Raw genomic sequence first — 20,349 nt, forward strand, 5'->3', positions numbered from 1 at the left:
AGTCGCAAGACTTGCCCGTTTTGCTTAGGGCTTGCGGGCCTGGGCGGTGCGCACCGCCCCCGGCTTGCGGGGGCTGGCGGCTTTGGCCGTGGCCTTGCGCGGTGCGGCGGCCTTGGCCGGTTTGCCACCGGCGTGGGCAGTGCGCGTGGCCGGCACGTGAATCTGCAGCGTCTGGCCGGCGCGCAGCCGGGCGCCCACGCTCAGTTTGTTCCACGCGGCCAGCTCGGCGACGCCGACGCGGTGGCGCAGCGCGATGGCGGCCAGGGTGTCGCCGGCGCGCGCTTTGACCCGCACTGTCCGGGTCGGCGGCACATCGGGCGTGAGCAGCAGTTGCGCGTTGTCCGCCAGGTGCTCCGGCACATCGCGGTCCAGCTTGCCCTCCCGCGGCACCAGGATGGTGGATCCGGCCTTCAGGCGCATGCGCGGGGGGACGCGATTGATCTCCCGCAGCGCGCGTTCGTCCCAGCCCAGTTGGCGGGCGGCCTGTGCGGTCGTCATGTCCTGCGGCACGCGCCAAGCCGTCCAACTGGCGACGGGGCCGCCATGCTCGCGCAGCCGCTGGGTGAACAGCAGCGCATTGTCCCAGGGCAGCAGGATCTCCGGGGTGCCGGAGGCCATGATGACGGGTTTGTTGTGCGACGGGTTCAGGGTGCGGAAGTCCGCTTCGCTGACGCCGGCCAGACGGGCGACCACGGCCACGTCGATGTCCCGGTCGATGCGCACGGTATCGAAAAACGGGTGGTTGCCGATCACCGGCAGCTTCACGCCACGGTGCTGCGGAGCGGTGACCAGATTCTTGACGGCCTGCAGCTTGGGCACATAGTTGCGCGTCTCGTCCGGCATGCGCAGATCGGGGTAGCCGGTTGGCAGCCCTGCGGCCTGGTTGCGCTTGATCGCGCGCTGCACGTTGCCCTCGCCCCAGTTGTAGGCGGCCAGCGCCAGGTGCCAGTCGCCAAACATGCGGTGCAGGCGCTCCAGATAGTCCAGGGCCGCGCGGGTCGAGGCGAGCACATCCCGCCGGTCGTCGCGGAAGGCGTTTTGCTTCAGGTCGTAATGCTTGCCCGTGGCGGGCATGAACTGCCACATGCCGGCCGCTTTGGCGTGGGACACCGCCTGCGGGTTGAAGGCGCTCTCGATGAAGGGCAGCAGGGCCAGCTCCAGCGGCAGGTTGCGGCGCTCGATTTCTTCCACGACGTGGAAGAGGTATTTGCTGGCCCGGTCGGCCATGCGCTGCAGATAGTCCGGCCGGCTCGCGTACCAGCGTTCCCATTGCTGCACGAGCTCGTTGTCCAGGTCCGGCATGGCAAAGCCGCGTTCCATGCGCTCCCACAGGTCGGCCGGCGCGACGACGGACGCGACGGGATGCACGCTGGGCAGGGGGGGCGCCGTCGCGATGGCGGCGGATGCCGGGGCGGGCGGGGCAGCGCTCGGCGTGGACGGGGTCGATTCACCGGCAGCCGCGGCGGCAGGACGTGCGGGCGGGGTCGGGCTGTCGTCGGCCGAGCGAGGGGCCGGCAGGGTGGAACAGGCGGCCAGTGCCCATGGGCACAGCAGCAGTGCCAGTCGTTGGAAAGCGGTCATCGAGTCGGACAGTTACGGGTCGGGCTGGGGGGCGTGGGCGGCTGCGGTCAGCGAAAGCCGTCTTTCCAGCGGCGCAGCGCAGCGAAAACCTCCACGTCGCTGCGGGCCGCCGGGTCTTGTTGCTGGACCGCGTGCCGCACCGTCGGTTCCCGGCTGCGCAGAAAAGGGTTGATGCGGCGTTCGGTGGCGATGGTGCTGGGCAAGGTGGGCTCGCCCGCGGCGCGTCGGGCGTCACAGGCGCGGGTGTAGCCGGCCAGGTCCGGGTTGTCCGGCTCGACCGCCCGGGCAAAGCGCAGATTGGACAGCGTGTATTCGTGCGCGCAGCACACCTGGGTCTCGTCCGGCAGGGCCGCCAGACGATCCAGCGAAGCCAGCATCTGCGCCGGCGTCCCTTCGAACAGGCGGCCGCATCCCCCGGAAAACAGGGTGTCGCCACAAAACAGCCAACGGGGGCCCTCCGGTGGCGCGTCGTTGACATACGCGATGTGCCCCGCCGTGTGGCCGGGCACCTCCAGCACGCGCCAGCGCTGCCCCAGCGCCTCGATGGTGTCGCCCTCGGCCACGGGCTCGACCGGTTCCGGCAGGGGCTCGCCAGCAGGGCCGACGACCCGGCAGCCCGTCGCCGCGCGCAAGGCCGCGACGCCGCCGACGTGGTCGGCATGGTGGTGGGTGAGCAAAATGCCCTGCAGGCGCAGGCCCCGCCGTTGCAGCGCATGCCGCACGGGGGCGTCGTCGCCAGGATCGACCACCCAGGCGTCAGCGCCCCGGTGCAGCAGCCAGATGTAGTTGTCGCTGAAGGCGGGCAGCGGCTCCACGGTCGGCACGGACCCCTGTGCGGTCGCGTCAGACGGTACCATCGTCATATGGCGATGATAGCCGGCGATGATGCCGTGGTCGACCGTTTCATCGATGCCCTGTGGCTGGAGGACGGGCTGGCAGCGCGCACCCTGGCCGCTTACCGCAGCGATTTGCAGGGGTTTTGCGGCTGGCTGGCGTCGACGGGCAAAGGGCTGCTGCAGGCCGGCGCGGCCGAGCTGCAGGCCTACATGGCGCAGCGGCTGCCGGGCAGCCGGGTCAGTTCCAGCAACCGGCGGTTGGCGGTCTTTCGGCGCTTTTACCGCTGGGCGCTGCGCGAGGGCTTGCTGCAGGCCGACCCCACGCTCGCGCTGCTGTCCGCCAAGCGCTTGTTGCGCGTGCCCAAGACGCTGACCGAGGCCCAGGTCGAAGCCCTGCTGGCGGCCCCGGATACCGCCCAGCCGCTGGGCCTGCGCGACCGCGCGATGCTGGAGCTGATGTATGCCAGCGGGTTGCGCGTCAGCGAGCTGGTGGCGCTGCGGCTGTTCGAGGTGAGCTTGCCCGACCAGGTGGTGCGCGTCACGGGCAAGGGGGACAAGCAGCGGCTGGTGCCGTTTGGCGACGTGGCGGCGGACTGGCTGCGGCGCTACCTGACGCAGGGGCGCCCGGTGCTGATGGCAGGCCGCACGGGCGATGACGTGTTCGTCACCGAACGCCACGGCGAGGCCATGACCCGGGTCATGTTTTGGATGCTGGTCAAGCGCTATGCCCGCCAGGCGGGCATCGCCGCACCGCTGTCACCGCACACCCTGCGCCACGCTTTTGCCACCCACCTGCTCAACCACGGCGCCGATCTGCGCGCGGTGCAGTTGTTGCTGGGGCATGCGGACATCTCCACCACCACCATCTACACGTATGTGGCCCGCGAGCGGCTCAAGGCCCTGCATGCGCGGCACCATCCGCGCGGTGGGGGGTGAGCAGCTCCTATCCGGGTAAACACCGACAGGGCGTGCAGATCCTGCGGGCTAAACTTCTCCATCGAACGAACGGTCGTGCTTTTTTGGAGAGGTATGCGAAAAATCCGGGATTGGCCCATGGCGACCAAGCTGTGGGTCGGGGTGGCGGTGCTGCTGTTGACGTTGACCACGGTGGTCGCCGCCGTGATCGTGCGCTCGGTGCGGTCGACGCACACGGCGCAGACACAAGTGGCAGAGCAGACCGATCGCGTGTTTGCCGCCGCCCAATGGGCAGCACTCAGTGAGGCGCGACTGTTGGCAGAGGTGGGGGCGGCCATGGCCGGCGATCCGGTTGCCGCGGCGTTGCAGCGCGCCACGGCATGGCAGGCAGCCGAGCAGGCCATGCACTGGCAGCAGCGGGTACAGGCCCTGGCCGAAGAAACGCAGCAGCGCCAGGCCGTCGAGCGCATCCTGGCGCTACAGCAGCAGGCGCAAAGCGAATTGGCTGGCGTGTTGCGCCTGTACCGTGACGGCTCCACCGAAGGGGCGCTGCTGGCGGCCGAGCAACGCTATGCGCCCGTGGTGCGTGCCATGCTCCAGGCGCTGGATCAGCATGCCCGGGCGCAACGCAGGTTGTTGGACGACATCCAGCTCGACATTCGCGCCCAGCGCATGGTGACACTGTTTTTCGGGGCCACGATGATCACGCTGTTGATGGGGGCGATCGTGGCGGGAGCGTTCTTTCTCATTCGACACATTCGGCTGCCGTTGCAGCGTTCGCTGCAGTGCGCGCACGAAATCGCCAGTGGTGATCTGTCTCAGGCGCTACGGGCGACACGGCAAGACGAGTTTGGGACGTTGTTGCGTGCGCTGGAGGCGATGCGCGAGCAGTTGGCGCGGGTGGTTCGCCAGGTCCGGGATGGGGCTATGCGGGTTCATGGGGCTGCTGCCGAGATTGCTGCGGGCAATCAAGACCTATCGGGGCGCACCGAGCGCACGGCCGCGCGCCTGCAACAGACAGCGGCCCGCATGCAACAAACCACCCATGAGTGGCAGGCGCTGTCTGAGGCTGCGCAGCAGGCGCTGGCCGCAGCACAGCGCGCAGCCGCCTCGGCTGAGGAGGGCGGTCAGCAAACCCGGCAGGCGGTGCAGTCGATCCAGGCGGCGGCGCACGCCAGCGAGCGCATCGCCGACATCACGGGCGTGATCGACAGTTTAGCGTTTCAAACCAACATTCTGGCCCTGAATGCAGCGGTGGAGGCGGCGCGTGCGGGCGAGGCAGGACGAGGTTTTGCAGTGGTGGCCGGAGAAGTTCGCCAACTCGCACAACGCAGTGCCCAGGCGGCCAGCGAGATCAAGCGCCTCATCGAGGCCAGTGTCCAGGCAGTCAATCAAGGAACGGCCCAGGTGGGGTTGGCTGGTCAAGTGATCGAGCGCCTGCGGAACGATGTGCTGCTGCTGCACGAGGCCATGAACCACATGCACGGGGTGAGTCAGCGACAGGCGGCGTCGGTTGCCGACATCAACGGTACGCTGTCGATCCTTGATCAGGACACCCAACACAATGCGGCGTTGGTGGAACAGACGGCGGTAGCAGCCACCGCTTTGTCGCAGGAGGCTGCGCGGCTGGGCGAGGCGGTGCAGGGCTTCGTTCTGGGTGCCGAACCCAACGAACCGTCCAACGCGGCTCAGCTCCCCATCCTCAGACTGCCTGGTTGAGATAAGCCAGCTCGGCGGCGCTGAAGCCGGCGCGCAGCCGGGCTTCGGTGTTGTACGGCGGCTTGAGGCGTGGGGCGCGGTAACGGCGCGCCAACTGCCGGTAATGCTCCACCGGATCCAGCCCCGCCCGTTCGCACAGCCAGCGGTACCACCGGTTGCCGATGGCCACGTGGCCCACCTCGTCGCGCAGGATGATGTCGAGGATCGCGCACGCCTGCAAGGCCGTGGGCGTGCCGGCGCGGCGCAGCTTGGCCTGGATGAGCGGGGTGGCGTCCAGCCCTCGGGCCTCCAGCGTGCGGGGTACGAGCGCCATGCGCGCGACGATGTCGTCCGCGGTCTTGTCGCACATGGTCCACAGGCCGTCGTGCGCCTCGAAGTCGCCGTAGTCCCAGCGGCGCCCGTCGGGGCCGTTCAGGCCGCGCAGGTGGTCGCGCAACAGGGTGAAGTGCTCCGCCTCTTCGGCGGCGACGCGCAACCAGTCGCGGTAAAACGCCTCGGGCATGCCGGGAAAGCGCCACACCGCGTCCAGTGCCAGGTTGATGGCGTTGAATTCGATGTGGCAGATGGCGTGGATCAGGGCGGCGTGCCCCTCCACGGTGAACGGTGAGCGTGGCGGCACCGCGCCGGGCTCGATCAACGGCGGGCGGGCCGGCCGACCCGGCAGGGGGCGGTCTGTGGGCGGGCTCCAGGTGGTGCCGGGATCGGCACACGGCCGGCTGGCCTCGGCATCGGCCTGGACGCGCTGCCAGAGGGCTTGCACGCCGCGGACTTTGGCGTCGGGGTCGGCTTCCGTGAGCCAGTGCAGGGCTTGGGCGCGCGCGTCCTCCGCCGGTGTCGGGGCAGCGGCGGGCACGGTGGACGTGGGGGGATGCATCCGTACAATTCTATAAATGAGCATCTACCAACTCGACGACATCGTCCCCGACGTGCACCCGTCGGTGTTCGTGGCCGACACGGCCCGCGTGATGGGCCGCGTCACCCTGGCGGAGGACGCCAGCGTCTGGTTCGGCGCGGTTCTGCGCGGCGACACCGACCCCATCACGGTCGGTCGCGGCAGCAACATTCAGGACGGCAGCGTGCTGCATGCGGACGTGGGCTATCCGCTGACCATCGGGGAGCATGTCACGGTGGGGCATCAGGTCATGCTGCATGGGTGCACCATCGGTGACGAGTCGCTCATCGGCATCGGCGCGGTGGTGCTCAATGGCGCGCGCATTGGGCGGCATTGTCTGGTCGGCGCCGGCGCGCTGGTGACCGAGGGCAAGGAATTCCCCGATGGGTCGATGATCCTGGGCAGTCCGGCGAAGGTGGTGCGCCAGCTCACGCCGGAGCAGATCGAGGGGCTGCGTTGGAGTGCGCGCCACTACATCGAAAACGCGCGGCGTTTTCGGACCGGCCTCAAGCGCATCGGCTGAGGGGCGCGCGTGTCCGAACTGCACAAATTTCTGTTCGACGGCGTGCCCGTGCGCGGGGCCCTGGTGCGCCTGACCGATGGCTGGCAGGAGTTGTTGCGCCGGCGCCAGGCTGCGGGCGGCTACCCCCCTGCCGTGACCGAACTGCTGGGCGAGATGACGGCCGCGGCGGTGCTGCTGCACAGCAACATCAAGTTCGCCGGGGCGCTGGTGTTGCAGATCTTTGGCGATGGGCCGGTCAAGGTGGCCGTGGCCGAGGTGCAGCCCGACCTGTCGTTTCGCGCGACGGCCTCGGTGCGGGGGGAGGTGGCGCCCGGGGTGCCGCTGTCGCACATGGTGAATGTGCTGGGGCAGGGGCGCTGCGCGATCACGCTGGATCCGCGCGAACGCCTGCCGGGGCAGCAGCCCTATCAGGGCGTCGTGCCCCTGAGCGATGCGGCCGGGCGCCCGCTGGAGCGCTTGAGCGACGTCATCGGCCACTACATGCAGCAGAGCGAGCAGTTGGACACCCGGCTGGTGCTGGCCGCGGATGCGTCGATCGCGGCGGGCTTGCTGATTCAGCGCATGCCGGCCATGGGGCAAGCCAACCTGTCCGGCACGGCGGCCGTGGCGCACGAGTCCGATGCGCTCGGGGCGAACGAGGACTTTCACCGCATCGCGACGCTGGCCAGCAGCCTGACGCGCCAGGAGTTGCTCGGGCTGGATGCCGACGCCATCCTGCATCGCCTGTTTTGGCAGGAGAACCTGCTGCGTCTGGCGCCGTCCTCGGCGGCCCAGGCGCATCCGCGCTTTGGCTGCACCTGCTCGCGCGAGCGGGTGGGGGCCATGCTGCGCGGCCTGGGCGTGGAGGAGGTCGAGGCCATCCTGGCCGAGCAGGGGGAAGTCGATGTGGGGTGCGATTTTTGCGGGTTGCACTACCGCTTCGACCCCGTCGATGCCGCCCGCCTGTTCCTGACGCAGGACCAGCAGCCGCCGGGCTCCGACCGCATGCAGTGACGCCGGCGGACAGGCGTCAGCGCGGCGCGGCGTTTACCGGGGCGTTCACCGCGGGGGGGCCGAGCCACCCGTCGGCCGGGCGCTCCCCGGTCCCTGAATCTGCACGAAGATTTCGTTGGGCTTGAGCATGCCCAACTCCTGCCGGGCAATTTCCTCGACCGTCTCGACGCCCTCGTGCAGGTCCTGAACCTCGGCCGCCAGGCGTTCGTTGCGCAGCCGGGCGGCTTCGTTGGCCTGTTCCTGCTCAGCCAGCTCGCGGCGCAGCGCATCCACCTGCGCCACGCTGCCCCGGCCAAACCAGATTTGCACGTGGATCACGGCCAGCAGCCCCAGCAACAAGGCCGTGACCCAGCGGGCACGCATGGTCGGGGGGATCAGCGCAGGTTGTAGAACGCGTCGCGACCCGGGTAGAGCGCCACGTCGCCCAAGTCCTCCTCGATGCGCAGCAGCTGATTGTACTTGGCCATGCGGTCGCTGCGGCTCATTGAGCCGGTCTTGATCTGGCCGGCGTTGGTGCCCACCGCGATGTCGGCGATGGTGCTGTCCTCGGTCTCGCCGGAGCGGTGGCTGATGACGGCGGTGTAGCCGGCGCGCTTGGCCATCTCGATGGCCGCGAACGTCTCGGTCAGCGTACCGATCTGGTTGATCTTGATGAGGATGGAGTTGGCGATGCCTTTGGCGATGCCTTCCTTCAAGATCTTGGTGTTGGTGACGAACAGGTCGTCGCCCACCAGCTGCACTTGTTTGCCCAGGCGCTGGGTGAGCTGCGCCCAGCCGGCCCAGTCGCCTTCACCCATGCCGTCCTCGATGCTGATGATCGGGTACTTGTCGCACCAAGTGGCCAGGATGTGGGTCCACTCGGCGGCATTGAGCACCAGGCCTTCGCCCTCCAGGTGGTAGACCTTGGAGCCATCCGGGCCGTCCTTGCAGAATTCGCTGGCCGCGCAGTCCAGGCCCAGCGCGATCTGCTCGCCCGCGGTGTAGCCCGCCTTGTCGATGGCTTCCAGGATCAGCTGGATGGCCGCCTCGTGGTTGGCCACGCTGGGCGCAAAACCCCCTTCGTCGCCGACGGCCGTGCTCATGCCGCGGTCGTGGATGATTTTTTTCAGCGCATGGAACACCTCGGCGCCCCAGCGAATCGCCTCGCGGAAGGAGGGGGCGCCCACCGGCAGGATCATGAACTCCTGGATGTCCAGGTTGTTGTTGGCATGCGCGCCGCCGTTGATGACGTTCATCATCGGCACCGGCATTTGCACCGCCGAGCTGCCACCAAAGTAGCGGTACAGCGGCAGGCCCGCTTCTTCGGCCGCGGCGCGTGCCACCGCCATCGACACGGCCAACATCGCGTTGGCCCCCAGGCGGCTTTTGTTTTCGGTGCCGTCGAGGTCGATCAGGGTTTTGTCCAAAAAGGCCTGTTCGCTCGCGTCCAGGCCGAGCACCGCTTCCGAGATTTCGGTGTTGATGTGCTCGACCGCCTTGAGCACGCCCTTGCCGCCGTAGCGGGTCGGGTCGCCGTCGCGCAGCTCGATCGCTTCGCGGCTGCCGGTGGAGGCACCGGACGGTACCGCCGCGCGGCCCATCACGCCGGACTCCAACAGCACGTCGCACTCGACGGTGGGGTTGCCGCGGCTGTCCAGAATCTCGCGGCCGACGATGTCAACGATTGCACTCATGGGTTGCCTTTGCTCGATGTGAAAAACCAGAAAACGTCAAATGCCCTCGACGCAGACCATGCGCATGATGGCGGCTCCGGCACGCGCCTCGCGCGCGCGCCGGTATTCGGGCGAGTCGTGAAACGCGCGCGCCGCCTCGAACGAGGGAAACCGCAGCACCACCGTGCGGCCGGGGCTCCAGTCGCCTTCCAGCACTTCGACGCGGCCGCCTCGCACCAGCACCTCGGCGCCGTGCACTTGAATCGCGGCCGTGGACCAGCGCTTGTATTCCTCGTACTGCTCGGGGTTGGTCACCGTGACCGAGGCGATGATATAGCCGCAAGGCATGAAAATCTCCTAATTTATCTTCTTCACTCGACTCACCAATTGCTTATGATTTTGTAAGCGTCGGCTAAACGGTCTCCATATCGTTTGAGCCATGGCGGTGGGTTTCGTGGGTCAACCGATATCCAGAAAGTGTCGCTTCCTCTAGCTCCGGTATGTTGGGGTGTTACCCCGATCACATGTTTTTTCAATGTCTCTTTAGAAATCACCCAACAGTGAGCATCTAATGGGGAAATCCCAAGGCAAAATACAAAATCATAATTTTGATCCCTGATCTGTTGGAACTTATATATACCTGTTTCCCAGAGGGTGGAGAATTTTATCTCGACTAGTTTGTTTTCAATAATTCTATCGGCTTCCGAGCTACTACTTCTGTTTACATTGAATCCTTTTGCGGCGCACCAGCCTGCCACTAGCTGCTCACCAATTTTTCCAACCTGTCGTGATGGTCTTGATTTAATCCATCCAAAGGGACTCCTCGCCCACGGATCATCTTCCTGGTTGTTTACGTAGTCTGGCTTTATTGCTTCTGCAATACTAGCTAAAAGGCGAACTTCGGGGTCTGATGGGTAGGTGTGCATTTAACGCTCCTCCTCTGTGGTAAAAAGTTCACGATTCTGGCGAGTAACCTTGTTTGGGCTAAATCCAATCCATTGGATTTCATCAAATTTTTCGAATCTTCTTGACATTGTTTGTAGAGCATCAAGATTATTGTCAACTAGTATAAACCTTCTCCCAAGCTCTATAGCTGCATGTCCCGTCGTTCCGCTTCCAGCGAAAAAATCTAAGATTATGCCGTTCGGTGGTGATGACGCCTGAATCATTCGTCGTATTATTCCTAGTGGTTTTTGGGTTGGATAACCAGTTTTTTCTTTTCCGTTTGTTGGGACTATCGTGTGCCACCATGTATCAGTTGGTAGTTTTCCGCGAGCTGCCTTTTCAGGTCCAACTAGCGAAGGGGCCATATAAGGAATTCGCTCGACTTGTTCGGAATTGAATAGGTGTCTGCCCCGTTTTTTTGCATAAAACAGTATATTATCATGCTTTGGTGGCCACCTGTCTTTTGGTCGGCCACCGTAATCATATGCCCAAACGATCTCATTTAAAAATTGTTCTCTTCCGAAAATTTGATCTAGAAGAACCTTGCAATAATGCGCCTCTCTGTAATCGATATGGAAGTAAAGTGAGCCGTGTTCTGCCAAAACTCTGTGCGCCTCTGTAAGACGCGGTTCAAGGAAGGCTATATAGTCGTCAAAAATATCTTTGAATTTCATTGTTCCTATTTCAATGGTTTTGTAGCGCCTACCTTGAAAACCTATTCTATCCCCATTGTTCGTTTGCTGTACCGTTATTTGCGTTCTCGTCTGGTTTTTTCCGGTATTGAATGGCGGATCAATGTAAATCATATCTATTGACTCTGATGGTAATTTTCTTAGGACGTCGAGATTATCGCAGTAAAAAATGAGCCCGCGTGCGTCAAAATTTGTTTGAATCATGACTTTATCCGGTTTTCCAGAAAACCCTGCCGTTTGGTGACCTGGTCGAGCGCGACCAAGGTCTCCAACAGGGCCCGCATGTGCTTCAGGGGCACGGCATTCGGCCCATCCGACAGCGCCTGCGCGGGGTTGGGGTGCGTCTCCATGAACAGGCCGGCGATGCCGACGGCCACCGCCGCCCGCGCCAGCACCGGCACGAACTCGCGCTGGCCGCCGCTGCTGGTGCCCTGGCCACCGGGCAGCTGCACCGAGTGCGTGGCGTCGAACACGACGGGCGCGCCCGTCTCGCGCATGATGGCCAGACTGCGCATGTCCGACACCAGGTTGTGATAACCGAAGCTCACGCCGCGCTCGCAGGCCAGAAAGCGGTCTTCGCTCAGACCCGCCTCGCGCGCGGCGGCGCGTGCCTTGTCGATGACGTTTTTCATGTCCTGGGGTGCCAGGAACTGCCCTTTTTTGATGTTGACCGGTTTGCCGCTTTGCGCCACGGCACGGATGAAGTCGGTCTGGCGGCACAGGAATGCCGGCGTCTGCAGCACATCCACCACCGCAGCCACCTCGGGCACCTCGGCCTCGGTGTGTACGTCGGTCAGGACCGGCACACCGACGTCGCGCCGCACGCGTGCCAGAATCTCCAGCCCGCGCTCCCGCCCCGGACCACGGTATGACTGGCCACTCGAGCGGTTGGCCTTGTCGTAGCTGCTCTTGAAGATGAAGGGGATGCCAAGCTCGGCCGTGATGGCCTTGAGCTCGCCGGCCACGTCCATCTGCAGCTGCTCGCTCTCGACCACGCAGGGCCCAGCGATCAGAAAAAAAGGCCGGTGCAGGCCGACCTCGAATCCGCACAGATTCATGCCGATGCGACCTCCGGGGTGGTTTGTGGCGCGCGCTGCTGCTGGTGCCGCAGCGCCGCCGCGATGTAGGCGTTGAACAGCGGATGCCCGTCCCAGGGGGTGGACTTGAATTCGGGGTGGAATTGCACCCCCATGAACCACGGGTGTACGTCCTGCGGCAGCTCCACGATTTCGGTGAGTTGCTCGCGCTGGGTGAGGGCCGAAATCACCAACCCCGCCTGACGCAGCCGGTCCAGGTATTGGGTGTTGGCCTCGTAGCGGTGGCGGTGCCGTTCGGTGACCACCGGGCCGTAGATTTGGTAGGCGAGTGTGCCCGGCAGCACGTCGGCGCTTTGCGCCCCCAGCCGCATGGTGCCGCCCAGGTCGGTGTTGGCGTCGCGCTTTTGCAGTGTGCCGTCGGCGTCGAGCCATTCGTCGATGAGCGCGATCACCGGGTGCGGGGTGTGCGGGTCGAACTCGGTGGAGTTGGCGCCCTCCAGTCCCGCCACATGGCGCGCAAACTCAATCGTCGCCACCTGCATCCCTAGGCAAATGCCCAGGTAGGGCACGCGCTGCTCGCGCGCGTAGCGCGCGGCGCGGATCTTGCCCTCCACACCGCGCTTGCCAAAGCCACCCGGCACCAGGATGGCGTCGAAGCCACCCAGGCGCTCGGCGACTTTGTCGTCGTCCAGCGTTTCCGAGTCGATATAGGTGATGGCCACGCGCACGTGGTTTTTCAGGCCGGCGTGGCGCAGCGCCTCGTTGAGCGACTTGTAGCTGTCGGACAGGTCCACATACTTGCCCACCATGGCGATGCGCACCTCGCCCTGCGGGTGCTCGACCTCGTAGACCAAGTCGTCCCAGCGCTTGAGGTTGGCCGGCGGGGTGTGCAGGCGCAGCTTGTCACAGATCAGGCCATCGAGCCCCTGCTCGTGCAGCACGCGCGGCACCTTGTAGATCGTGTCCACGTCGGGCATGGAGATCACGCCCCACAGCGGCACGTTGGTGAACAGGCTGATCTTCTCGCGCTCCTCGTCGGGGATGACGCGGTCGGCGCGACACAGCAGCGCGTCGGGCTGGATGCCGATCTCGCGCAGCTTTTGCACCGTGTGCTGCGTCGGCTTGGTCTTGAGCTCGCCCGCGGCGGCGATGTAGGGCACGTAGGTCAGGTGCACGAAGGCCGCGTTGTTGGGCCCCAAGCGCAGGCTCATCTGTCGCGCCGCTTCCAGAAACGGCAGCGACTCGATGTCGCCCACCGTGCCGCCGATTTCGGCGATCGCCACGTCCACCCCTTCGGCACCACGCTGGATGAAGGTCTGGATTTCGTTGGTGACGTGCGGAATGACCTGCACCGTCTTGCCCAGGTAGTCGCCGCGGCGCTCCTTCTCCAGCACCGACTTGTAGATCTGCCCGGTGGTGAAGTTGTTGGTGCGCTTCATCCGCGTGGTGATGAAGCGCTCGTAGTGGCCCAGGTCCAGGTCGGTCTCGGCGCCGTCGTCGGTGACGAACACCTCGCCGTGCTGGAACGGGCTCATCGTGCCCGGATCGACGTTGAGGTAGGGGTCGAGCTTGATCAGCGTGACCTTGAGGCCGCGCGACTCCAGCAGCGCGGCCAGCGACGCGGAGGCAATCCCCTTGCCCAGGGACGACACCACGCCGCCGGTGACGAACACATATTTGGTCATGTCAATGGGCGGGCCGCCACGGGCCCGTCTGTGGAAAGGCCGATTATAAAAGCCGGCCCCGTCCGGTGCGGGTGCCCGGCGGTATAGTGCGGTCGCATGAAAGAACTCGACGGCAAGCACATCGTCCTGGGGTTGTCAGGCGGCATCGCCTGCTACAAGTCGGCCGAGCTGTGCCGGTTGCTGGTGCAGGCCGGCGCCGATGTGCAGGTGGTTCTGACCGACGCGGCGGCGCAGTTCATCACGCCGGTGACGATGCAGGCGCTGAGCGGCCACCCGGTCGTCACCAGCCAGTGGGACGCACGCGAGCCCAACGCCATGGCGCACATCAACCTGGGGCGCTGGGCCGACGCGATCGTGGTGGCGCCGGCGAGCGCCGATTTCATCGCGCAGCTGGCGCATGGCCGCGCCGGCGAGCTGCTGGCGCTGCTGTGCCTGGCGCGGCCGGCCGAGCGCGTGCCGCTGCTGCTGGCCCCGGCGATGAACCGCGAGATGTGGGCACACCCGGCCACGCGGCGCAACGTCGCGCAGGCGGCCGCCGACGGCGCGGCGGTGCTGGGCGTGGGGCAGGGCGAGCAGGCGTGCGGCGAGGTCGGCGACGGCCGCATGCTGGAGCCGGATGAGATCGTCGAGGAGCTGGTCGCCTGCCTGCAGCCGAAGGTGCTGCGCGGCCAGCGCGTGCTGGTGACGGCGGGCCCGACCTTCGAGCCGATCGACCCCATACGCGGCATCACCAACCACAGCAGCGGCAAGATGGGGTTTGCGGTGGCGCGCGCGGCGCGCGAGGCCGGCGCCGAGGTGACGCTGGTGGCCGGCCCGGTGCACCTGCGCACGCCGCGGAGCGTACGCCGCGTGGACGTGCAGACCGCGCAGCAGATGCTGGACGCGGTGCTGGCGGAGGTCGAGACGGCCAGCGTCTTCATCGCCGCCGCGGCCGTGGCCGACTGGCGCCCCGCGCAGGCGGCCGAGCGCAAGCTGAAGAAGGAAGGCAGCGGTCCGCCGCCGGCGCTCGCCTTCGTCGAGAACCCGGACATCCTGGCCACCGTGGCGGCGCTGCCGCGCGCGCGCCGCGGCGAGCTCTACTGCGTCGGCTTTGCCGCCGAGAGCCACGATCTGCTGGCGCACGCGCAGGCCAAGCGCTTGCGCAAGGGCGTGCCGCTGCTGGTCGGCAACATTGGCCCGGACACCTTCGGCCGCGACGACAATGCCCTGCTGCTGGTGGACGAGCGCGAGGCGGTGGAGCTGCCGCCGGCGCCGAAGATCGCGCTGGCGCGCCAGCTCGTCGGCGAGATCGCGCGCCGGCTCGGCCATGTCTAGGTCCCTCATCCCCGTGGTTCTGGATCAGCGGATGGGGTAGCAATTACCGTTGATGATCTATCATAAAAAGATGAATGGCAAGGAGATCATCAAGCGGCTGGAAGCTGCGGGCTGGCGTCTGGTGCGGGTGCAGGGCAGCCACCACATCCTCGTCAAGCCGGGCGCGCCGCGCAGCGTGCCGGTGCCCGTGCACGGCAGCCGCGAGCTTTCATCCGGTCTCGTCAAGGCCATCGAACGGCAAAGCGGAGTCAAGCTGACATGAACGTTGCCTACCCCTACACCTTGGAGCCGCAGCCCGAAGGCGGCTTTCTCGTGCAATTCGTCGATCTGGAGGAAGCCTTCACCGAAGGCGACACCGAAGAACAGGCCGCCTTCAACGCCGCCGAGGTGCTCACTGGCGTGCTGGCGGTCCGCCTGGAGCAGGGCGAGGTCATCCCGCCGCCGTCGCCGGCCAACGGCCGCCCGGTGGCGTTGCCCGATGCGCCGGTGCAGGCCGCGCTCTTGATCCACTTCGCCCGGCAGGGGCACAGCCTGTCGGAGCTGGCCCGCGCCATGGGCACCTCCTGGCCGGCGGCGCAGCGGCTGACCCGCCCCGGCAACCCCACCCTCAAGCAGTTGGAGCGCGCCGCCGCCGCGCTGGGAAAGCGGCTGGTCCTCAGCCTGGAGTGAGTCAGGCCGCCGCCGGCCGGATGCGGAACCACAGCGCGTACAGCGCCGGCACGAACAGCAGGGTGATGGCCGTGCCGACGGCCACGCCGCCGATCAGCACATAGGCCAGCGGCCCCCAGAAGCTGTCGTGCGTCAGCGGCACGAAGGCCAGCACCGCAGCCAGGGCGGTCAGCACCACCGGCCGCGCGCGCTGCACCGCCGCTTCGACCACGGCGTCGAAGGCGGCCATGCCGGCTTCGAAGTTGTCGGCCACCTGCTGCGTCAGGATCAGCGTGTTGCGCATCAGGATGCCCGCCAGGCCCGTCAGCCCCAGCAGCGCCACGAAGCCGAACGGCTGCCAGAACACCAGCAGCGCCAGCACCGCGCCGATCAGCCCCAGAGGCGCGGTGGCCACGACCATGAAGGTGCCGGCAAAGGAGCGCATCTGCAGCATGATGAAGACGAGCATTGCCGCCACCATCAGCGGCTGCAGCTTCTGGATCGAGAGATTGGCCTTTTCGGACTGCTCCACCGACCCGCCAATGGCCACGCGGTAGCCCGGCGGCAGCTCGGCGCGCAGCGGCTCCAGCGCCTTCCACACCGCGGCGGTGACGTCGTTGGCCTGCGCGCCGCGCACCTCGGCCTGCACGGCCACGAACGGCTCGCGGTTGTAGCGCTTGATGACCGGCTCCTCGTAGCGCACCTCCAGCTGGCCGAGCTGCGCCACCGGCACCTTGCGCCCGTCGCGGTTGAGCAGCTCCAGCGCCCCGATGGTCTCGGCACTCGGCCGCGCGCCCATCACCGCCCCGCGCGCGATCAGCTCCACCGTGCGGTGGCCCACGCGCAACTGCGTCACCGGCACGCCGTCGAGCAGCGTTTGCAGCTGCTGCGCCACGTCCTGGGGGGTCAGGCCCAGCAGCCGCAGCCGGTCCGCGTCGGCGCGCAGCGCCAGCACCGGTACGCGCTCGTCCCACTCCAAGTGGGCATCGACCACGTGCGGGTTGGCCGCCATCACCTCGCGCACGCGGTGCGCGACGCGGCGCAGCTCCACCGGGTCGGGCCCGAAAACGCGGAACTGCACCGGCCAGGCCACCGGTGGGCCGTAGAGCAGCCGCGCCACGCGCACGCGCGCTTCGGCAAACTCCCCGCGCTGGATGTGCTCTTCCAGCGTGGCGATGATGCGGTCGCGGCTCGCTTCGTCATGCGCGACGACGATGAGCTTGCCAAACGCCGGGTTGGGCGGTTCGGGGTTGGCGGAAATGAAAAAGCGCGGTGCCCCCGCCCCGACGTAGGCCGACAGCGTCTTGACCTCCGGCATCGGCGCCAGGATCGCCTCCAGCCGCCGCACGGTCTGATCGGTGACGCGCACGCTCGTGCCCTGCGGCAAATAGACGCTGACCAGCACTTCGGGACGGTCGCTGCTGGGGAAGAACTGCTTGGGCACCACCTTGGCCATGCCCACGGCGGCCAGCACCAGCAGCGCCACGGTGGTGGCCACCACGGTCTTGCGCTGCGTCACGCACCAGGCCACCACGCGGCGCAGCCGCTGGTACGCCGGCGTCTGGTACAGCTGGTCATGGCCGTGGCGCGCTTCGGGCGGGACGTCGCGCAACATCTTCACGCCCAGATAAGGCGTGAAGGTCACCGCCACCAGCCACGACACCAGCAGGCTGACGGCCAGCACCCAGAAGATGTTGCCGGCGTATTCGCCCACGCCCGAGCGCGCAAAGCCGATCGGCAGAAAGCCCGCCACCGTGACCAGCGTGCCGAACAGCATCGGCGCGGCCGTCACGTTCCAGGCGTGGGCGGCGGCGCGCACCCGGTCCCAGCCTTCCTCCATCTTCACCAGCATCATCTCCACCGCGATGATGGCGTCGTCCACCAGCAGACCCAGCGAGATGATCAGCGCCCCCAGCGTGATGCGGTCCAGGTTGATGCCCATGGCCTTGAACACCACGAACGACAACCCCAGCGTCACCGGCACCGCGATGCCGACGATGAGACCGGCGCGCAGCCCGATGGCCAGCATGCTGACGCCCATCACCACCACCACCGCCACCAGAAACTTGATCTGGAACAGGTTCACCGCCTTGGCGATGGCGTCGGCCTGGTTGGTCAGCTGCGTCAGCTCCAGCCCCAGCGGCAGCTCGGTCTTCTCGCGCTCCAGATAAGCCGCCAGCCGCTGCCCCAGCTGCAGGCCGTTGTCGCCCTTGTTCATCACGACGCCGATCAGCACCGCGTCCTGCCCGCGCGCGCGCACCAGGTAGCTGGGCGGATCCTCGTAGCCGCGGCGGATGGTGGCGATGTCGCCCAGGCGGATCACCTTGCCGCCGGCGCGGATCGGCAGCCGCGCCAGCGCCTCGGGATCCGAGAGGTCGGCGTCGAGTCGGATGTGCAGGCGGGGGCCGTCGGTTTCCAGCCGGCCGGTCGGCACCAGCCGGTTGCTGGCGTCGATGGCCTCGAAGATGGCCTGCGGCGACAGGCCCAGGTTGACCAGCCGTGCGTTGTCGAACTCCACGTACATGCGCTGCGTGCGCTCGCCCAGCAGCAGCGCCTTGTGCACGCCGTCGATGCGCTGGATCTCGTCGCGCAGCCGCTCGGCCTCGCGCACCAGCTCATCATGCGGCAGCTTGGGCGCGGTCAGCGCCAGCAGGCTGAAATAGACGTCGGCGAAGTCGTCGTTGGCCACCGGGCCGATCACGCCGGCGGGCATCTCGCGCTGCGCGTCCCACATGCGCTTGCGCACCTGGTAGAACAGCTCGGGCACGCGCGCCTGCGGCGTGTAGTCGTGGAACTCCACCTGCAGCGTGGCCTGTCCGGGGCGGATCGTGGTCTCGATGCGGTAGAGGAATTCGACCTCCTGGATCTTCTTCTCCAGCCGGTCCACCACCTGCTCCTGCAGCTGTTGCGGCGTGGCGCCGGGCCAGGCCACGTTGACCTGCATCACGCGCACGGTGAAGGCCGGGTCTTCCGCGCGGCCCAGCGTCGCGAAGGCGTAGATGCCGCCCAGCACCGACAGGATCAGGAAGAAAAGCGTCACGGCGCGCTCGCGCACCGCCAGCGCCGACAGGTTCGGAAAGCTCATTGCGCGCGCTCCTGCACCGTCATGCCCGGCTGCAGCAGGTGCGTGCCCAGCGCCACGACGCGCTCGCCGGCCTGCAGCGGCGCGGCCACGACCGCGTGGCGGTCGTCCATCCGCAGCACGCGCACCGGCACCGCTTCCAGCTTGCCGTCGCGCACGCGCCAGACGCGCGGCCCCTCGGCGCGTTCATCCAGCGCGCCCACTGGCACGCGCCAGGTGGCCACCGAGCTGGCACCATCGGCCGGCGCGGTGGTGCCCGGGCCCGGCAGCGCGAACTGCGTCGTCACGACGCTGCCCAGCGGCAGCTCGGGCGGCAGGCCATCGGCGCGGTAACGCGCGCGGCGTGTGCGTGCGAGCGTATCCACCATCGGTGCGGCCTCGCGCAGCGCGAGCGCCACCGTGCGCCCATCCGGCAGCCGCGCCTGCCCCGCCGCAGGGGGCGCCACCGTATCCGGGAAAAACACCTCCACCTCGCGTGCGCCGGCCTGGGCGAGGGTAGCCACCGGCTGGCCCGCCGCCACCACCTGGCCGGGCTGGCCGGTGACGTCGGTCACGACGCCGGCAGCGGGCGCGCGCAGCTGCGCGTAGGCGCGGCCGTTGCGCACCTGGGCCAGCCGCGCCTGCGCCGCATCGCGCCGTGCTGTGGCTTCGCGCGTGGCGAGTTGCGCGCGGTCGGTGGCCTGAGTGCTGACGAAGCCCTGAGCAGCCAGCGCCCGCACGCGCTCCAGGTCGGCCTGCGCGGTGCGCAGCGCAGCCTCGGCGGCCGCCGCATCGGCCTCGGCGGCGCGCACCGCCTGCTCCAGATCGGACGGGTCCAGCTCGAGCAGCACCTGGCCGGCCTGCACGCTCTGGCCCGCGTCCACGCGGCGTGCGGCGATGCGCCCGCCCACCTGAAAGGCCAGCGGCGCTTCCACCCGCGCGCGCACCGTGCCCGACAGCCCGAGGCCCGCAGCGCCCAACGGCTCCACCGGGGCGGTGGCCACTACGGCGGGAGCGGCCTCGCCGCGGGGGGCTTCGGCGCGCTGGCAGCCGGCCAGCAGCAACGCGATCGACATCGACAGGGCCATCGAACCCAATCGCAGGGGCGCAACGTTCACGGGGGTGTCCTCCGGCTCGGCTTGGCAATAAGTGAACGGTATCGTACAGTAAACCCCATGACCCCACCGACCGCCGGCGCGCGCAGCGGCGCGCCGGGCCGCCCCCCCGACACCCGCAAGGATGAGCAGATCCTGGCCGCCGGCCGCGCGCTGCTGCTGACCGGCGGGCCGGCGGCGCTGACAATGGAGGCGGTGGCGCGCTCAAGTGGCGTCTCGAAGGCGACGCTGTACCGCCGCTGGCCGCACCGCGATGCCTTACTGGAAGCGCTCGTGCTGCGCGAGGCCCAGCCGCTGCTGGACGCCCTGGATGCCGCCCCAGCGGATGCGGCAGCCCTGGCCGAGGTGCTGGAGCGCTTCCTCGACTCGATGCTGGCCTTCGTCACCGAGCCGGCCTACCAGGCCTATTTGCAGGCCATCGCGGCCTTACCGCAGCCGCAGGCCGACCTGCAGCGCATCTGGCGCCTCGGGCCGCGGCAGGCCATCGACGCGGTGGCCGCCCTGCTGCGCCGCCACGCCGCCGCACAGGGCCGCGCATGGCCCGCGGCCGAGCGCGACGCCGAGATGCTCCTCGGCATGGCGATGGGGCTGGAACTCGCGCGCATCCTCTACCGCCAGCCATTGCGCCTCGCCGACGAGGGCCGCCGCCGGCGGCATGTGCGGGGGGTGGTGCGGCGGTTTCTCAGCGGGGCCGCCCCCGGCGCTGCTGGCGACGATCCAGGCAGAGCGGAACCGTGAGGG

The 20,349-nt window shown here is 67.6% G+C and carries 20 protein-coding genes; 8 read left to right on the top strand and 12 right to left on the bottom strand.

Annotated features, from left to right (window positions below):
• Window positions 1-24 precede the first annotated feature (24 nt).
• A complete protein-coding gene (locus A9O67_RS07945; protein WP_068609076.1) occupies window positions 25-1,581 on the bottom strand; it encodes a transglycosylase SLT domain-containing protein in 1,557 nt (518 codons plus the stop codon).
• Window positions 1,582-1,628: 47 nt separating this feature from the next.
• The gene (gene gloB, locus A9O67_RS07950; RefSeq protein WP_231960266.1) at window positions 1,629-2,444 is read right to left on the bottom strand and encodes a hydroxyacylglutathione hydrolase; all 816 of its coding nucleotides are present in this window, start codon (window positions 2,442-2,444) and stop codon (window positions 1,629-1,631) included.
• A gap of 6 nt (window positions 2,445-2,450) precedes the next feature.
• Here gloB and xerD point away from each other — a divergent pair, with 6 nt between their 5' ends.
• The gene (xerD, locus tag A9O67_RS07955) at window positions 2,451-3,353 is read left to right on the top strand and encodes a site-specific tyrosine recombinase XerD (RefSeq protein WP_068609867.1); all 903 of its coding nucleotides are present in this window, start codon (window positions 2,451-2,453) and stop codon (window positions 3,351-3,353) included.
• A gap of 117 nt (window positions 3,354-3,470) precedes the next feature.
• On the top strand, window positions 3,471-5,051 hold the full coding sequence (locus tag A9O67_RS07960) for a methyl-accepting chemotaxis protein (protein WP_068609078.1): 1,581 nt from the start codon (window positions 3,471-3,473) through the stop codon (window positions 5,049-5,051).
• Here the strand turns inward: A9O67_RS07960 and A9O67_RS07965 are convergent.
• Entirely contained in the window at window positions 5,035-5,925 is an 891-nt protein-coding gene (locus tag A9O67_RS07965; RefSeq protein WP_068609080.1) for a ferritin-like domain-containing protein, read from the bottom strand. The two genes, A9O67_RS07960 and A9O67_RS07965, sit on opposite strands and share 17 nt — an antisense overlap.
• A 16-nt stretch (window positions 5,926-5,941) precedes the next feature.
• On the opposite strand from A9O67_RS07965, the gene A9O67_RS07970 reads away from it, so the two are divergent.
• Together A9O67_RS07970 and hslO are read left to right on the top strand one after the other, a co-directional pair.
• Window positions 5,942-6,466 carry a gamma carbonic anhydrase family protein gene (locus A9O67_RS07970; protein WP_068609082.1) on the top strand — a complete coding sequence of 175 codons (525 nt, stop codon included), beginning with the start codon at window positions 5,942-5,944 and terminating at the stop codon, window positions 6,464-6,466.
• Window positions 6,467-6,475: 9 nt separating this feature from the next.
• Window positions 6,476-7,459 (top strand): Hsp33 family molecular chaperone HslO, encoded by a 984-nt coding sequence (hslO, locus tag A9O67_RS07975; protein WP_068609083.1) that lies wholly within the window; start codon window positions 6,476-6,478, stop codon window positions 7,457-7,459.
• Window positions 7,460-7,504: 45 nt separating this feature from the next.
• Here hslO and ftsB read toward each other — a convergent pair whose 3' ends face one another.
• Genes ftsB through A9O67_RS08000 form a run of 7 tightly spaced genes read right to left on the bottom strand, consistent with a single transcriptional unit; the run spans window position 7,505 to window position 13,470 of the window.
• Window positions 7,505-7,822 carry a cell division protein FtsB gene (gene ftsB, locus A9O67_RS07980; protein WP_068609085.1) on the bottom strand — a complete coding sequence of 106 codons (318 nt, stop codon included), beginning with the start codon at window positions 7,820-7,822 and terminating at the stop codon, window positions 7,505-7,507.
• Window positions 7,823-7,833: 11 nt separating this feature from the next.
• Window positions 7,834-9,132: a phosphopyruvate hydratase gene (gene eno / locus A9O67_RS07985; RefSeq protein ID WP_068609087.1), complete on the bottom strand. Its 1,299-nt coding sequence runs from the start codon at window positions 9,130-9,132 to the stop codon at window positions 7,834-7,836.
• 36 nt (window positions 9,133-9,168) lie between these two features.
• Window positions 9,169-9,459, bottom strand: a complete 291-nt coding sequence (locus A9O67_RS07990; RefSeq protein ID WP_068609089.1) for a DUF1330 domain-containing protein — start codon at window positions 9,457-9,459, stop codon at window positions 9,169-9,171.
• Between the two features lie 32 nt (window positions 9,460-9,491).
• On the bottom strand, window positions 9,492-10,037 hold the full coding sequence (locus A9O67_RS13450; RefSeq protein WP_156682282.1) for a hypothetical protein: 546 nt from the start codon (window positions 10,035-10,037) through the stop codon (window positions 9,492-9,494).
• The gene (locus A9O67_RS13150; protein ID WP_082955504.1) at window positions 10,038-10,952 is read right to left on the bottom strand and encodes a DNA-methyltransferase; all 915 of its coding nucleotides are present in this window, start codon (window positions 10,950-10,952) and stop codon (window positions 10,038-10,040) included.
• Window positions 10,949-11,806, bottom strand: coding sequence for a 3-deoxy-8-phosphooctulonate synthase (gene kdsA, locus A9O67_RS07995; protein WP_068609091.1), 858 nt, complete (start codon window positions 11,804-11,806; stop codon window positions 10,949-10,951). Before kdsA ends, A9O67_RS13150 begins: the two co-directional genes overlap by 4 nt.
• Complete coding sequence (locus A9O67_RS08000; protein WP_068609093.1) at window positions 11,803-13,470, bottom strand: CTP synthase; 1,668 nt, start codon at window positions 13,468-13,470, stop codon at window positions 11,803-11,805. Before A9O67_RS08000 ends, kdsA begins: the two co-directional genes overlap by 4 nt.
• 96 nt (window positions 13,471-13,566) lie before the next feature.
• Here A9O67_RS08000 and coaBC point away from each other — a divergent pair, with 96 nt between their 5' ends.
• From coaBC to A9O67_RS08015, 3 genes are all read left to right on the top strand, one after another.
• On the top strand, window positions 13,567-14,784 hold the full coding sequence (coaBC, locus tag A9O67_RS08005; protein WP_068609095.1) for a bifunctional phosphopantothenoylcysteine decarboxylase/phosphopantothenate--cysteine ligase CoaBC: 1,218 nt from the start codon (window positions 13,567-13,569) through the stop codon (window positions 14,782-14,784).
• 70 nt (window positions 14,785-14,854) lie between these two features.
• Entirely contained in the window at window positions 14,855-15,046 is a 192-nt protein-coding gene (locus tag A9O67_RS08010; RefSeq protein ID WP_068609868.1) for a type II toxin-antitoxin system HicA family toxin, read from the top strand.
• Complete coding sequence (locus tag A9O67_RS08015; RefSeq protein ID WP_068609097.1) at window positions 15,043-15,453, top strand: type II toxin-antitoxin system HicB family antitoxin; 411 nt, start codon at window positions 15,043-15,045, stop codon at window positions 15,451-15,453. Before A9O67_RS08010 ends, A9O67_RS08015 begins: the two co-directional genes overlap by 4 nt.
• A gap of 1 nt (window position 15,454) precedes the next feature.
• Here the strand turns inward: A9O67_RS08015 and A9O67_RS08020 are convergent, their stop codons facing one another.
• Together A9O67_RS08020 and A9O67_RS08025 are read right to left on the bottom strand one after the other, a co-directional pair.
• A complete protein-coding gene (locus A9O67_RS08020; protein WP_068609099.1) occupies window positions 15,455-18,517 on the bottom strand; it encodes an efflux RND transporter permease subunit in 3,063 nt (1,020 codons plus the stop codon).
• A complete protein-coding gene (locus A9O67_RS08025; RefSeq protein WP_197484461.1) occupies window positions 18,514-19,611 on the bottom strand; it encodes an efflux RND transporter periplasmic adaptor subunit in 1,098 nt (365 codons plus the stop codon). The genes A9O67_RS08020 and A9O67_RS08025 overlap by 4 nt, the downstream gene beginning before the upstream one ends.
• Window positions 19,612-19,668: 57 nt before the next feature.
• On the opposite strand from A9O67_RS08025, the gene A9O67_RS08030 reads away from it, so the two are divergent.
• The gene (locus A9O67_RS08030; RefSeq protein ID WP_068609101.1) at window positions 19,669-20,346 is read left to right on the top strand and encodes a TetR/AcrR family transcriptional regulator; all 678 of its coding nucleotides are present in this window, start codon (window positions 19,669-19,671) and stop codon (window positions 20,344-20,346) included.
• Window positions 20,347-20,349 lie beyond the last annotated feature (3 nt).

The sequence above is a fragment of the Tepidimonas fonticaldi genome (assembly GCF_001675355.1).
Lineage (GTDB): Bacteria > Pseudomonadota > Gammaproteobacteria > Burkholderiales > Burkholderiaceae_C > Tepidimonas > Tepidimonas fonticaldi.

Excerpts from the sequence above, each read along its gene's own strand:
- A9O67_RS07945 (WP_068609076.1), bottom strand. The coding sequence starts at position 1,581 with ATGACCGCTTTCCAACGACTGGCACTGCTGCTGTGCCCATGGGCACTG.
- gloB (WP_231960266.1), bottom strand. The coding sequence starts at position 2,444 with ATGACGATGGTACCGTCTGACGCGACCGCACAGGGGTCCGTGCCGACC.
- xerD (WP_068609867.1), top strand. The coding sequence starts at position 2,451 with ATGATAGCCGGCGATGATGCCGTGGTCGACCGTTTCATCGATGCCCTG.
- A9O67_RS07960 (WP_068609078.1), top strand. The coding sequence starts at position 3,471 with ATGGCGACCAAGCTGTGGGTCGGGGTGGCGGTGCTGCTGTTGACGTTG.
- A9O67_RS07965 (WP_068609080.1), bottom strand. The coding sequence starts at position 5,925 with ATGCATCCCCCCACGTCCACCGTGCCCGCCGCTGCCCCGACACCGGCG.
- A9O67_RS07970 (WP_068609082.1), top strand. The coding sequence starts at position 5,942 with ATGAGCATCTACCAACTCGACGACATCGTCCCCGACGTGCACCCGTCG.
- ftsB (WP_068609085.1), bottom strand. The coding sequence starts at position 7,822 with ATGCGTGCCCGCTGGGTCACGGCCTTGTTGCTGGGGCTGCTGGCCGTG.
- eno (WP_068609087.1), bottom strand. The coding sequence starts at position 9,132 with ATGAGTGCAATCGTTGACATCGTCGGCCGCGAGATTCTGGACAGCCGC.
- A9O67_RS07990 (WP_068609089.1), bottom strand. The coding sequence starts at position 9,459 with ATGCCTTGCGGCTATATCATCGCCTCGGTCACGGTGACCAACCCCGAG.
- A9O67_RS13450 (WP_156682282.1), bottom strand. The coding sequence starts at position 10,037 with ATGCACACCTACCCATCAGACCCCGAAGTTCGCCTTTTAGCTAGTATT.
- A9O67_RS13150 (WP_082955504.1), bottom strand. The coding sequence starts at position 10,952 with ATGATTCAAACAAATTTTGACGCACGCGGGCTCATTTTTTACTGCGAT.
- kdsA (WP_068609091.1), bottom strand. The coding sequence starts at position 11,806 with ATGAATCTGTGCGGATTCGAGGTCGGCCTGCACCGGCCTTTTTTTCTG.
- A9O67_RS08000 (WP_068609093.1), bottom strand. The coding sequence starts at position 13,470 with ATGACCAAATATGTGTTCGTCACCGGCGGCGTGGTGTCGTCCCTGGGC.
- coaBC (WP_068609095.1), top strand. The coding sequence starts at position 13,567 with ATGAAAGAACTCGACGGCAAGCACATCGTCCTGGGGTTGTCAGGCGGC.
- A9O67_RS08010 (WP_068609868.1), top strand. The coding sequence starts at position 14,855 with ATGAATGGCAAGGAGATCATCAAGCGGCTGGAAGCTGCGGGCTGGCGT.
- A9O67_RS08015 (WP_068609097.1), top strand. The coding sequence starts at position 15,043 with ATGAACGTTGCCTACCCCTACACCTTGGAGCCGCAGCCCGAAGGCGGC.
- A9O67_RS08020 (WP_068609099.1), bottom strand. The coding sequence starts at position 18,517 with ATGAGCTTTCCGAACCTGTCGGCGCTGGCGGTGCGCGAGCGCGCCGTG.
- A9O67_RS08030 (WP_068609101.1), top strand. The coding sequence starts at position 19,669 with ATGACCCCACCGACCGCCGGCGCGCGCAGCGGCGCGCCGGGCCGCCCC.